Here is a 13,918-nt window from a genome sequence, read left to right as displayed (position 1 = left end):
TCCGAATCTAATTTCGTTTTCTAGCAATGATATGAACAGGTGTGCCTTCAAATCCGAATGCTTGTCTAATTTGATTTTCTAAATAGCGCTTATAAGAAAAATGAAGTAGTTCCACATCGTTAACAAACACTACAAAAGTTGGCGGCTCAATTGCAACTTGCGTCGCATAGAAAACATTTAATCGACGCCCTTTATCGGTTGGTGTCGGGTTCATAGAAATAGCGTCTGTGATGACTTCATTTAATGTCGAACTTTGAACACGTTTTTTATGATTTTCGCTAGCTTCATTAATTAATGGGAATAACGTCTGTAAACGTGAACTTTCTTTTGCTGAAACGAAGGCAATCTGAGCATAGTCTAAAAATTGGAAGTTTTGACGAATATCGTCCATGAACTTTTTCATAGTTTTACTGTCTTTTTCAACAGTATCCCATTTATTTACTACGATGACGATAGCTTTACCCTCTTCGTGAGCATAACCTGCCACGCGCTTGTCTTGTTCAATGATACCAGTTTCAGCATCGATGACTACAAGCACTACATTTGACCGTTCGATGGCTTTTAAAGCCCGTAGCACAGAATATTTTTCTGTAGATTCATAGACCTTCCCTTTTTTACGCATTCCTGCGGTATCAATTAATACATATTTTTGATCATCATACGTATATTCCGTGTCGATTGCATCTCGCGTCGTACCAGCTACATTAGAAACGATAACGCGTTCTTCACCAAGAATTGCATTAACAAGACTTGATTTCCCTACATTTGGACGTCCAATTAAAGAAAGACGGATGGTATCTTCATCGTATTCATCCTCTATGTCTTCTTTAAAGTGGCTTGCAACAGCGTCTAATAAATCTCCTAATCCTAAACCGTGTGATCCGGACAAGGGATAGGGTTCACCAAATCCTAATGAATAAAAATCATAAATATCATTTCTCATTTCAGGGTTGTCTACTTTATTAACGGCTAGGACAACAGGTTTTTTAGATTTATAGAGCATTTGTGCGACCATTTCATCACTTTGAGTTAACCCTTCACGAACGTTCACCATAAAAATAATGACGTCTGCTTCTTCTATTGCAAGTTCAGCTTGCGCTCTAATTTGTGTTTGGAAAGGTGCATCTCCAATTTCGATACCACCTGTATCGATAATATTAAATTCATGTGTAAGCCAATCGCCACTTGAATAGATTCTATCACGTGTTACACCTGGTGTATCTTCAACGATTGAAACACGTTCCCCAACGATGCGATTAAAAATTGTTGATTTCCCTACATTGGGTCTACCAACAATCGCTACAACTGGTTTCGTCATGATTGTTCTTCCTCTCTTTAAATATCCTTATTATTTTAGCACAAAGAATGACCTTTTTAAAAGGTCATGTGTAAGACTGTTCATACAGTAGTATTTGAATTTAATCAAGATTCACTTTAATACAATATAATTTATCTAAATGTTTTGATTACGGTACATTATATCATGACTTTCTCATTCTATTAAAAATAAAAAAGTAGAGACACATACTGTACATGTCTCTACTTTTTGGATTATAGATTTAAATCTTTAAATTTGTCTCCAAAAACATCTCCAAGAGTGGGATTGTTGTCATTTTCATCTTTCGAAGATTGAGTATAACTTTTTGTTGTTTCTTCTGAAGCTTCATTTGTTTCTTCTTGAGGTAAAGCGCCTTTAATTGAAAGTGAAATGCGTTCCTCTTCAGGATTAATACCTAAAATTTTCACTTTAACCTCTTGACCTGGTTCTAATACTTCGTTTGGTGTGCCAATGTGTTTGTGACTAATTTCCGAGATGTGAACTAAGCCTTGTAAACCTTTGCCAATTTCTACAAATGCACCGAAATTTGCCAGTCTCATCACTTTGCCATCTACAATGTCACCTTCACTGTATGTTTCTTGAATCGTTTCGAAAGGACTTGGTAACGTATCTTTAATTGATAATGAAATACGTTCTGAATCTTGTTCTACTGAACGCACTTTCACTTTAACAGTATCCCCGATTGAAACAACTTCCTCAGGTGATTTTACATGTTCATGAGATAACTCAGATACGTGTACTAATCCATCTACGCCACCAAGATCAATGAATGCACCAAAGTTCGTTAAACGTGCAACTTTCCCTTCGATTACGTCGCCAGCTTTAATAGATTTTAACAGTTCTTCTTTTTTCTTTGTGTTTTCTTCTGCTTCTACAGCTTTACGGCTTAGGATGACACGATTATTAGATGGATCAAGTTCTTCCACTTTAAGTTCAAGAACTTTCCCCTCATAATCTGAGAAATCTTCAATGAAATCAGTAGAAATTAGCGATGCCGGAATGAAACCTCTTTGTCCAACGTCAACAACTAAGCCACCTTTAACAACTTCGGTTACTTTAGCTTCAATTGTTTCGTTATTATCTAATTTTTCTTGTAGAAATTCATAAGATTTCTCTTCTTCTAATTGTCTTTTTGAGAGAATGTAACTACCAGTGTCGTTTTCTTCATCTACTTCGATTTTAGTTACATACGCTCCGATTTCATCTCCGACTTTTACAACTTCATTTGCATTATCAATATGGTGTGTGGATAACTGACTAATAGGAATTATACCGTTATACTTACCACCATTTACGTGCACAACAACATGTTTGTCTTCAATTTGTTGCACTTCGCCGGTTACTTTATCGCCCTCTTTAATGTCTTTAATCATTGATTCATTGAATTCTTCAGTCATCATGAATGCCTCCTTATACTACTACATACTACTAACATCTTATAAAAGTGTAAAATTGTCAAGAAATTTAGATAAGTTAGAATTAAGCGCTTTGTGAATACAAAATGTGTTAAATTTTTATAAAAAATTAAAAATGCATGTCATTATGTGAAATTATTCTATCGCCAATTAACTAAAAAATTATTTGAGTTAATTTAACGTAGAAACCATTCAAAATGAAGTTGTCAAAAGTGTGTTAAGCTTGCTGACGTGCTTCTTTTGCTAACGAAATAATTCGTTCAGTCACTTGGTCAATAGATAAACCTGTCGTATCGATTTCAATCGCATCTTCTGCTTTTCTTAAAGGTGAGATTTCACGATTCATGTCATAGGCATCACGGTCGGCAATATCTTTCATGAGTTGTTCGTATGTCGATGCGATGCCACGCTCTTCATTGTCTTTCAAACGGCGCATGGCGCGTTCTTCAACTGAAGCAATCATATAAACTTTTACCTCAGCATTAGGCAGCACAGTAGTTCCTATATCGCGGCCATCCATCACAATTCCTTTTTCAATTGCTAGCTTTTGTTGTGCTTCAACTAAAAATTCACGCACTTCTTGAATTGAGGAAACATATGAAACATTTTGTGTAACTTCATTTTCTCTTAAATAATCTGTAATATCTTCTTGTTGAAGGAATACACGTTGACCCTTATCATAATCATATTTTAATTCTAATTGAATATCAGATATGAGGTCTTTAAAATTTGTGAATTGTGATTGGTTCTTTAAATAATGGTATGTAATGGCACGATACATTGCACCTGTATCGACGTAAATCATACCTAATTGTGCAGCAACGCGTTTTGCAATTGTACTTTTACCTGCTGCTGCGGGTCCATCTAAAGCAATATTTATAGCTGTCATTCTATACCTTCCTTGTTGTTTAGTTAATAATATTTTATCATAATAACGTACGTTTTATCGAGGAGGAAACTTATGAAATCATTATTAGTCATTCATACTGGTGGCACTATCAGTATGTCAGAAGACGAATCTAATAGAGTTTCAACAAATGATGAAAATCCAATCGCCCAACATCAGAACGTCATTGAAAAATATGCTGCAATTGACGAAGTGATGCCTTTTAATGTGCCCTCACCACATATAAATTTATCACATGTTAAGACATTAAAAATGCTCATTGAGCAGCGTGCATCTCAGTATGATGGATTTGTGATTACTCATGGGACTGATACTTTAGAAGAAACAGCCTATTTATTAGACCTGACAGTAGAAACGTCAAAACCTGTTATTTTAACAGGCGCGATGCGTTCGTCAAATGAAATTGGTTCTGATGGACTATACAATTTTATCTCTGCTATTCGTGTAGCTATCCATGATGACTCACATGATAAAGGTGTGATGGTAGTTTTTAATGATGAGATACATACCGCGCGTAATGTGACTAAAACACATACATCTAATACGAATACGTTCCAAAGTCCTAATCATGGTCCACTCGGTGTGATTACGAAATCAGGAATTTTGTTTCATCATAGTCCATACCGTCAACACGTTTTACCAAATATTGACGAAAAATTGAACGTCGCATTAATTAAAGCGCATATGGGGATGCAAAGCGATATACTTTCTTTTTATGCACAGAGTCATGTGGACGGCATTGTGATAGAAGCGCTTGGACAAGGGAACATTCCACCAACGGCCATGGACGGTTTAAATGCATGTTTACAAAAGAATATTCCTGTTGTATTAGTGTCACGTTCTTTTAATGGCATTGTAAGTGCGGTTTATGCTTATGAAGGTGGCGGTCATCAATTACAAGAAAAAGGTGTCATATTTTCTAATGGGCTGAATGGTCAAAAAGCACGACTAAAATTATTAGTCGCACTGAGTCAACAACTTGAGAAAGATGCTTTACGTTTGTATTTTAATAAATAATATAGGAGCTATAACGCAGTAGCTCCTATAATCATAATAGTCAACAGATTTTATGGGTGTATGAATGAACATCACCCTATAAAGTTTTCACTTTTTAAGTGTCTACTTTATAGGGTGCATATCATGAATTTGTTGGCTATTGTTTATTCTCTTATATAACTAATCATGAAGGCATAAAAATAAGATGAAAAAATGGGTTTAATGATGTTCTAAAGCGTTGTGTTTATGATTCTAGAGGCGCTTGCTTTTTTGACAATATGTCATTTGCGATATCATTCGCATGATATTTTCCATTTTCAATAAAAATGGTATTTGCGTCATTGCCCGCAGCAATCACACCTGCAATATAACAATTATGAATATTCGTTTCATATGTGTCTTTATTATAAACCGGTGCTGTGCCAAACTCATTCGTATGTGTTTTAATACCGATTGCATTTAAAAATTCGTAATCTGGATGGTAGCCAATCATTGCAAAAACATAATCATTTTTAATCGTTGTTTCTTCACCGTTTGTTTCAAAAGTAACACTATCATCAGTTATTTTTGTCACATTGCTATTAAAGTGCATTTTGATGTTATTTCTGCGAACGAGTGAATCAAAATTAGGTAATATCCACGGTTTAATTGAAGGTGAATAATTTGCACCACGGTAAATTACAGTAACGCGTGCACCCGCTTTTTCTAATTCTATCGCTGCGTCTACGGCTGAATTTTTACCACCAATGATGAGAATATCTTGATCGAAATAAGGATGCGCTTCTTTAAAATAATGCATCACTTTTGGTAATGTTGCACCATCTACTTCCAGTGTGTTGTGTTGACCGTAATAACCAGTTGCAACAGTTAAAAATCGACATTGATAGACGTTTTTTGTCGTAGTTATTGTAAAATGATCGTCTATTTTGCGAACTGTTAAAACTTCTTCAAAGGCATTAATGGATAGTTGATGATGCTTCACAACTTCACGATAGTAAACTAATGCTTGATTTCTACGTGGTTTTAAATCCTCTACAATAAAAGGAACATCTCCAATACTTAATTTATCACTTGATGAAAAAAATGTTTGGTGTGTTGGATAATGATAAATTGCATTTACAATATTGCCTTTTTCGATAATTAAAGTCTCGATGCCTTTTTTCTTTTGTTCTATTGCGGCGCTTAATCCACAAGGTCCGCCACCTATAATAATACTTTCAATTTTAATCATAATTCGCGATTCCTTTTCATGACTTTCGGGTCACTGAAGTTAGGAATCTACCTCCTTACCGTTCTAAACGATGACATCGTTCTATTTCATCCATGATTTATTATAGCAATATCATGGATAGAACAAAATGGAAATGATTGCCGTTAATAAAGTTGACAATGTTTGAGAAAATAAATAAAAAGTGATACAAAAATAACTTTGATTTTTGTATCACTTAAATTAGTTGAATTGCAAAAAATTATGGAATAATTAAGTGTTGACCGTTACTAATGTTATTACCGGAAATACCATTGGCTCTTCTAATTTTTTCAACATTTTCAGGTGAGCCATTACCGTAGTAGCGAATTGCAATACGATATAAATTCTCGTTACCTGTAACAGTATGCGATTGACCACCAGCTTGGTTTTGTTGGTTTGGATTTTGTGTGTTTTGTGTATTTTGCTGTGACTGGTCTTGTTGATTGATACCATTTTGTTGGTTGTTTTGTTGTGAAGCGTCATTGTTTTGAGATGAAGCTTCTTCAGTCGTCTTTTTATCTTTTGACGCATCGTTTTCCTTAGATGCTTGATCTTTATCAGCAGCTTTGTCCTTAGCCTCTTTATCTTTTGCATTATCTTTTTTAGCTAGTTCTGTTTGATTATCTTTATCATGATTATCGTTACTACCTTGATTAAACAAATAGATGCCACCAAATATTGCTAACGCACCTAATAATAATAACGCAGCGAGAAGCGGAATGATTCTCTTGAAACAGCCACCACGTTTTTCATTTGAGTGATTGTCATGACCGTGGCCACGATGAGCACCAGCAACACCCGTAGTACCCGCTCCGGTCTCTGTGGCTTTTTGATGTTGTTGTTCTTTTTGTGCATGATCAGCTTTTTGATTATGTTGATGTTTAGCAGCTGCACCAGCAACACCCGCAGCGCCAACACCCGCAGCAACTTTTTTGCCTTTATGAGATTGACGTTCGTCCTGCGTTTGATTATGACGGCGATCATGTTTCGGGTCATTTGCATGACGATTCTCATTGTGGTGATCACCGCGATGTGCGTCTTTTTGATCATGATGATGTTTAGCAGCTGCACCAGCAACCCCCGCAGCGCCAACACCTGCAGCAACTTTTTTGCCTTTTAGATCAGGTTTTGATGTATGTACACCTTTTCCAGTGGCATCAGGTTGTTTGGCTTTACGGTGCTTATCATCAATATGCTTAGATTGGTTTTCAAGCTTTTGTGAGTCGTTTGTTATGGTTGCTTTGTCACGTTTATCTCTAGGAGAAGCACTCATATTTCGCGTTCTTTCTTGTGCATCATGATTTGAAGCATGTGCTGAAGTTGAGTCATTCGGGGAATCGATTTTCTTGTCATCTCCGATATGAGCTTGTGGCTGATTGGTGCTTTTATCTGAATGAATTTGTTCACGGTGTTGACCACCATGATGCTCTGGACGGCCATCATCACGGACGTCTTTATGTTTATTTTGTGTATCCTCTTTAGCATAGTCTCTAATCTTTTCGCCACGGTTTGATGTGTCGGCAGAATTTTGATCATGTGATGCATGATTCGTTTCATCTGAAGATTGTTTTTTATTAACAAATCCTCCTAGAATTCCTGGACGTTTACCTTGTCCTTCATTCAACTCATTTTTATCATTGCTTTCAGAAGGTTGATTTCTATCCGATGTTGGCCCTAAATCACGTTTGCGATGACGTCGAGAAGCATTTCTCGGTGGAAAATGTTGATGTTCGTCTCTAACATCAAAAGAAGAAGTATCTTCATCTACATCAGTTTGTGATGGTTCAGATTGTTTTGGTTTGATTTCTTGACGGTTACGTTCAAAATCGTCTTTAAAGTTATCTTTTGACAAAGTATTCACCCTTTCTATTACTGTATATATAGCTTATCTCGGCACTTTTCAAACATTATTTAGCTATTTCATGTTTGAATTCAAGAAAGTAACTCAACTTAACAGTAAACCATGCCTAGATGATCATAGTTGTGTATTAATTATAGCGACTTTAAATTTGTAAAGTAAAGTGAATTGAGGCTATTCAAGTAAACTTTTGAGCTTTTCAATATAATTTATTTGTCTTTTTACTTTTTTACCATTTTTTTCAGAAATATGTAAGATATTGTCACATATATCACAACAATGTTGGTCTTGTGTAGCCGATGAATTAAAATAACGCAAAATAATAGAACGTCTACATTGTTTCGTCATTATAAAATGCATCATATGACGGTATGCCCGATGTTTTAATAGGTATTGCTTATTAAATATTTCTACTAAGTCTTTCATAGAGAAACGTTGTCTTAACGTTTCAATAATTTGGCGTTTTTCTTCATCAATGAGTTGGCTTTGTTGATACAAATCTATATCTGTTGTATTTATGGCATTTAGTGTCATCAAGTTTTGCATTAAAAATTGATCGTCTGGCTGATACAATACAATGGCCTGACTCATTCCCCCATCACGACCAGCTCTTCCGACTTCCTGGATATAATTGGACGGGCTATATGGTGCATGAAAATGTACGATAGAGCGAATATTAGGTTTATTAATACCCATCCCAAATGCACTTGTAGCGACAATGATTTTAATCTCATTATTGATAAATTGATGTTGCACGGTCTGGCGTTCTTGATAGGATAAATCTCCATGATAAAGGCCAGTTAAATGCCCTGCCGCATAAATGCGTTCTGCTAATTGCAGTCCTACTTTTTTCGAAGATACATAAATAATTGTGGGACCACTATCTTTGATGAAATTTAGAAGCCAGTCAAGCTTATCTTCATAGGATGACATGAATTTTACATCAAATGCAATATTAGTACGATTAACACTTGAATCATATAATTCAAATGGCAAGTTAATAACAGTAGTTAAATCTTGTAGTAATTGCGGTGTAGCAGTCGCGGTTAGAGCTAGAATCGTGGTATGTTGGAAATGTTGTATCACATGACCTACCAATGCATAATGCGGTCTAAAATCAAAGCCCCATTCGGACAAACAGTGTGCTTCATCAAGTACAATCAGTCCCAATTTCAAGTTTTTAAATCGGTTAAAATGATGAGGCTGCATTAATAACTCGGGACTTACAAAAATAAAGCGTGCAGATGTGAGTTGTTTGAAAGCAAGTTGTCTTTCGTTTTCCTCCATACCAGAATGAATGGCGATAACACGTTGTTCACCATTCATTTTCATTTGCATCACTTGATCATCCATTAATGATATCAATGGTGAAATGATTAAAGTGGGTTCTCCTTTAATATATGTTGGAAGTTGATAACATAAACTTTTACCACTGCCGGTAGGCAATACACCCAATGTATGTTTTCCAGCCATTACATTTGCGATAATATCCTTTTGTCCAGGTTTGAAAGAATCAAAACCAAAATAGTGTTTTAGCGCTTTAGTTAGCATGGTGTACTCCTTTAGAGATGTAAATAATCATTAATTTAAGTTCGAAATAACTAAACATCTCAAATGCATTTTTATAATATTTCAGGCGTTGTTTCGGGTTTTCTTGGTAGTACTGTATAAAGTTGTTACATTCTTTAGTATTTGAAATAAATGGTGTAATATCAGTGAGATAATTGTTTATAAATAAATCAACGATGTGATCATATACAGTATTTAGTGATATCCTGTGCATTTTTGCTATTTTATCGATAGAATGACCTTCGTTCAAATCGAGGAATGTTCGGTACACTGCCTTAGAAACATTTAAAGAAGCGCAACATTGTGATAAAAATGGGAAGCGCTCTGAATCTTTAAGTAGTGCATGAAGATAAAACAAATCGAAATAAATGTATGTTTTAAGTAAATCACTTTCTATGCCTTCTATTAGAGAAACTTGATGAGGTGTATACATAGATTCATCATAGCCTGTTAAAAAATAATGAATTACCATGTGTTTATGTTTGCTTTTAAGTTGATCGAATAAATTATATATTTCATTTTTGACATTGTATTCAAGTTGTCTGCTTTTAATCTGAAAATAAAGATTTTTAACGTGTTGATGAATATGCACGTGTGAGGTCGTTGGCATGAATTGAGTGTGGTGATGCTTTATATTTGAAAGTGTTTGAATGAGTAATTGAAGACATTCAAATGTGAGCGTCAATGTCTCGTACGTTGCTTCATTGGATGTTGGTATTGTTTTAATTTTAATATTCGTATCATCAATATAAGATTTAAATGTATTCCATGAGAGATTTTTATTTATACCATAAAACGAAAAAAGCTTTAAAGAGACTGCATCAAAAAAAGTTTGATGTGATTTTTTACCTATGATAATATTATATATGCTTTTTTCAGTTTTATACGGTGAGGCTTGTGTATAAGCATATTGGATTAGGGTTTTCATAGCGTGCACCTCATTCTATAAACGAAAATATTGAAAATTAATTTACACCCATCTACAATAAAATTATAATGTGAGTGTGGTACTTTGAAAAGGGAGGCGAAAAAATTGGCTAAATACACAATCGTGGATATGGATACATGTATCGCATGTGGAGCATGTGGTGCTGCTGCGCCTGACATTTATGATTACGATGATGAAGGTATCGCATATGTCATTCTAGACGATAACCAAGGGACTAAAGCTGTGCCAGAAGAATTATATGAGGATCTAGAAGATGCATTTGAGGGTTGTCCTACTGATTCTATTAAAGTAGAGGAAGAATCGTTTGACGGCGATGCCCTTAAGTTTGAATAGTGAATATCATTTCATTGGTATGATATAGATGAGTATAAAACACTCGAGCGATAAAGATGCGCTCGAGTGTTTTTGTGATTAAAAAATTAATCTAATTCAATCAATTAACGTTTTAAGATACTTGAGATACGTGGATAAAGTAATAAAAATACAATTGAAATCAGTAACCCTTTAATCAAATTAAAAGGAATTATACCGGCTGTAATAATAATTTTTAAATTATGAACGATATCAGTAAGATTCATAATCAAACCATAAAGTGGTAAAAGTACAAAATAATTCATCACACTCAAAACGATCGTCGTAATGATCGTAGCACTGATTAAACCGATGATTAAAGCCCTTTGTGTACGTGATTTTTGGTAAATTAAATAACTAGTTAATAGGAAACTAGTTCCTGCTAAAAAGTTCGCGACAGGTCCAATAGGATCACTCATATTGAAGAAAAAGTTAAGTAAATTTTTAATGAGTTCTACCATAATACCCGCGATTGGCCCGAATAGAAATGTTGCTATCAATGCTGGGGCATCGCTAAAATCAATCGTTAGATAGGGTGGTAAAAATGGCAGTGGAAATTTTAAAAACATAAGCACAAAGGCTATAGCACTTAACATGCCAACAAGTATCATACGTCTTGTTTGACGTTGTTTCATTAGGTTCCCCCCTTTTAATTGTTTAAATTTAAGATAAGACATACTTTAAAAGTTATGTTTGATTCATTATAAATTAATATTTAATCTATTTGAAATGTAAATGTTTGGACAGGACGTGTTGTGAATAAGGGTTAACCTTTAGGTAACTTGATTTTAAATTGTGTTCCAATGTTCACTTTACTCATTACGGATATATGTCCCCCATGTGCCTCGACAATCATACGAGTTATGAATAACCCTAAACCAGTTCCTTGTTTGCCCCGCTTTCTCGATGCATCCACCTTATAAAAGCGATCAAACACTTTTTCGAGGTGTTCTGGTGAAATGCCAACGCCAGTATCAGAAACAGTAAGAATAAAGTCTGTTGCCGTTTCTGTTGCTGAAATAGAAATACAATCTCCTGGTTTGGTGTGTCTTGCAGCATTATCCACCAGATTTGTTAAAACTTGTTCCATTCTGTCGAAATCATACTGCCAATTGCATGTCATGATACCATCCATTTGAAAATTTAAAGTCAAGCCTAAATCCAGCGCTTCTTGCTTATATTTTATTGCCATTTTTTGAATTAAATCTTGCATAGGCTGTTCTGTTTTACTTACTGTTACACCTTCTGCATCGATTTTTGCAACGTCAAGTAATTCATTAACTAAGCGAGATAAACGTCTGGATTCGTCTAACACGATGAGTAAAAACTCTCTGATTTCATCAGGTTCGGTCACGACGCCATCCACGATAGACTCTGTATATCCTTGTAATAATGAGATGGGTGTACGAAGCTCATGTGAAACACTAGCAATGAAATCTTTTTTTACCTGATCCATATGATGCTCATTTGTCATATCACGCATAACCACAACTAATCCACTCTCACCTGTTGGCTGAATGCGTTCGATATAACTCATAATAATGACAAAATAGCGTTTATTAATTTCATATTCTTGATATTCAGTACGTCGTGTTTTAAATGTTTGGTTCGCTTGTGCGTCATATTTATCTTTAAGGTCTTTAGGCATTTCTTGGAGTAAGTTCGTTGCCATTTGGTTAGATAAAATGATCTCCCGACGATGATTCATACCAAGTACCCCTTCGACCATCGCATCGATTAATGTATCACGTATATTTTTTGATGTGGTGATTGCATCAATATGTGTTTGAATACTGCGACTCATTTTATTAAACGTCATTGCCAATGCGCCAATTTCATCTTTTGTTTGAACAGGCACACGTTTTGCATAATTTCCTCTCGCTACTTCTCTGGCTTGTGTTTGTAAATCTCTTAATGGATTTGTAATTCTTGTGGAAAGGAAAAAAGCAAAAACAGTCGATATACCCAAGAAGATAAGCGCAGTGATTAAAATAATAATGGTTATGACATTATTCGTATCTTCAATACTTTTTAAATCCTGATAGATAAAAACAGCAGATGCTTGCCCTTGATAATCTTTCGCCGGATACCCAAGTAATACGTAAGTACGATCAATTCCTTTTACATTGACTGTAATATGCTGAAGTACAGACTGCTTTTCAGAAAGCACTTTATCAAACGCTTTATTTTCTTTAATTTCTTCAAGCATTTTTTCTTTAATTGAGTTTGTGTTTCTAAAATGGACAAAATCAGGAATGATAATTAAACCTTTATTTTTTTCCAACATGATATCACTTTGTCGGATGGCACTTTGTCTATCTTTACTTTCATCTAAAACTTGATTGATGCTTTTTGCATTTTCAAATAATGTATTCTCTGTTTGTTGCGTGAAATAATACTGCATAAATGTAATAAGGGCTGCACTTAATAAAATTAAAACTGTCGTTACTATTAGCAAAATAGTTAACCACAGTTTTATAACCACGTTATTCAGGCGTTTCATTATTTTCATTGACTTCAAATTTATAGCCAACGCCCCATACAGTTTGTATCATTTGTGCAGCATCACTTGATACACGATTAAGCTTTTCACGCAAACGCTTTACATGTGTATCGACAGTTCTCAAGTCACCGTAAAATTCATAATGCCAAACTTCTTTTAATAATTGTTCACGGTCAAACACTTTATTAGGTGTTTTTGCTAAATATATTAAAAGTTCATATTCTTTAGGTGTTAAATTAACAGGTGTATCATCAGCTAACACTTTATGTGCATCATTATCGATTGTAAGATGTTTAAATGATATGACATCACGTGCATGTGGCTCGTTATGATCTGTAAGTTGTGATTGCGTGCGACGTAATAGTGCTTTGACACGCAATACTACTTCTCTTGGAGAGAAGGGTTTAACGATATAATCGTCAGCTCCAGATTCAAAGCCTTCTACACGATTGTTTTCTTCACCTTTGGCAGTCAGCATGATAATCGGTGTTTCTTTCGTTTCGCGTAAAACAGTCGCCACTTCAATGCCGTCACGTTTAGGTAACATTAGATCTAATAAAATACACGCATAATCATGCGCTTGTGCAAGAAGAAGTGCTTCTTCACCATCTGTAGCTTCAACTACTGAGTAACCTTCTCTTTCAAGATATATTTTTAATAATTTTCTGATACGTTCTTCATCATCCACGACTAAAATTTCGTTAGTCATTATGACATACCTCCCACGCCTACTGACAATTCATTCATATGCCTAGTATAGCATATGGAATGTTTAAATAGAT

The 13,918-nt window shown here is 34.9% G+C and carries 12 protein-coding genes; 2 read left to right on the top strand and 10 right to left on the bottom strand.

What is annotated here, in order from left to right:
- Positions 1–7 precede the first annotated feature (7 nt).
- The 3 genes from der to cmk all read right to left on the bottom strand — a co-directional run bounded on the left by der (position 8) and on the right by cmk (position 3,643).
- Positions 8–1,318, bottom strand: a complete 1,311-nt coding sequence (der, locus tag SHYC_RS06955) for a ribosome biogenesis GTPase Der (protein ID WP_039645691.1) — start codon at positions 1,316–1,318, stop codon at positions 8–10.
- A 233-nt stretch (positions 1,319–1,551) separates the two neighbouring features.
- Positions 1,552–2,736, bottom strand: coding sequence for a 30S ribosomal protein S1 (gene rpsA / locus SHYC_RS06950; protein WP_039645688.1), 1,185 nt, complete (start codon positions 2,734–2,736; stop codon positions 1,552–1,554).
- A 235-nt stretch (positions 2,737–2,971) separates the two neighbouring features.
- Positions 2,972–3,643, bottom strand: coding sequence for a (d)CMP kinase (cmk, locus tag SHYC_RS06945; protein ID WP_039645686.1), 672 nt, complete (start codon positions 3,641–3,643; stop codon positions 2,972–2,974).
- Between the two features lie 72 nt (positions 3,644–3,715).
- On the opposite strand from cmk, the gene SHYC_RS06940 reads away from it, so the two are divergent.
- Positions 3,716–4,678, top strand: a complete 963-nt coding sequence (locus tag SHYC_RS06940; protein ID WP_039645685.1) for an asparaginase — start codon at positions 3,716–3,718, stop codon at positions 4,676–4,678.
- Between the two features lie 223 nt (positions 4,679–4,901).
- Here SHYC_RS06940 and SHYC_RS06935 read toward each other — a convergent pair whose 3' ends face one another.
- From SHYC_RS06935 to SHYC_RS06920, 4 genes are all read right to left on the bottom strand, one after another.
- A complete protein-coding gene (locus SHYC_RS06935; protein WP_039645683.1) occupies positions 4,902–5,888 on the bottom strand; it encodes a YpdA family putative bacillithiol disulfide reductase in 987 nt (328 codons plus the stop codon).
- A 238-nt stretch (positions 5,889–6,126) separates the two neighbouring features.
- On the bottom strand, positions 6,127–7,767 hold the full coding sequence (gene ebpS, locus SHYC_RS06930; protein WP_456114807.1) for an elastin-binding protein EbpS: 1,641 nt from the start codon (positions 7,765–7,767) through the stop codon (positions 6,127–6,129).
- A 171-nt stretch (positions 7,768–7,938) separates the two neighbouring features.
- Positions 7,939–9,315 (bottom strand): RecQ family ATP-dependent DNA helicase, encoded by a 1,377-nt coding sequence (locus SHYC_RS06925; RefSeq protein WP_039645678.1) that lies wholly within the window; start codon positions 9,313–9,315, stop codon positions 7,939–7,941.
- Positions 9,305–10,261, bottom strand: coding sequence for a helix-turn-helix domain-containing protein (locus SHYC_RS06920; protein WP_039645676.1), 957 nt, complete (start codon positions 10,259–10,261; stop codon positions 9,305–9,307). Before SHYC_RS06920 ends, SHYC_RS06925 begins: the two co-directional genes overlap by 11 nt.
- Positions 10,262–10,366: 105 nt before the next feature.
- Here SHYC_RS06920 and SHYC_RS06915 point away from each other — a divergent pair, with 105 nt between their 5' ends.
- The gene (locus SHYC_RS06915; RefSeq protein ID WP_037573797.1) at positions 10,367–10,615 is read left to right on the top strand and encodes a ferredoxin; all 249 of its coding nucleotides are present in this window, start codon (positions 10,367–10,369) and stop codon (positions 10,613–10,615) included.
- Positions 10,616–10,719: 104 nt separating this feature from the next.
- On the opposite strand, the gene SHYC_RS06910 is transcribed toward SHYC_RS06915, so the two are convergent.
- From SHYC_RS06910 to SHYC_RS06900, 3 genes are all read right to left on the bottom strand, one after another.
- A complete protein-coding gene (locus SHYC_RS06910) occupies positions 10,720–11,268 on the bottom strand; it encodes an ECF transporter S component (RefSeq protein WP_039645673.1) in 549 nt (182 codons plus the stop codon).
- A gap of 131 nt (positions 11,269–11,399) precedes the next feature.
- Positions 11,400–13,136: an ATP-binding protein gene (locus SHYC_RS06905; RefSeq protein ID WP_039647639.1), complete on the bottom strand. Its 1,737-nt coding sequence runs from the start codon at positions 13,134–13,136 to the stop codon at positions 11,400–11,402.
- Positions 13,120–13,845 (bottom strand): response regulator, encoded by a 726-nt coding sequence (locus SHYC_RS06900; protein WP_039645671.1) that lies wholly within the window; start codon positions 13,843–13,845, stop codon positions 13,120–13,122. Before SHYC_RS06900 ends, SHYC_RS06905 begins: the two co-directional genes overlap by 17 nt.
- Between the last annotated feature and the right edge of the window lie 73 nt (positions 13,846–13,918).

This window comes from Staphylococcus hyicus, from assembly GCF_000816085.1.
GTDB lineage: Bacteria > Bacillota > Bacilli > Staphylococcales > Staphylococcaceae > Staphylococcus > Staphylococcus hyicus.
Note: the sequence above shows the minus strand (reverse complement) of the source record. Positions and strands in the feature narration are given on the sequence as shown.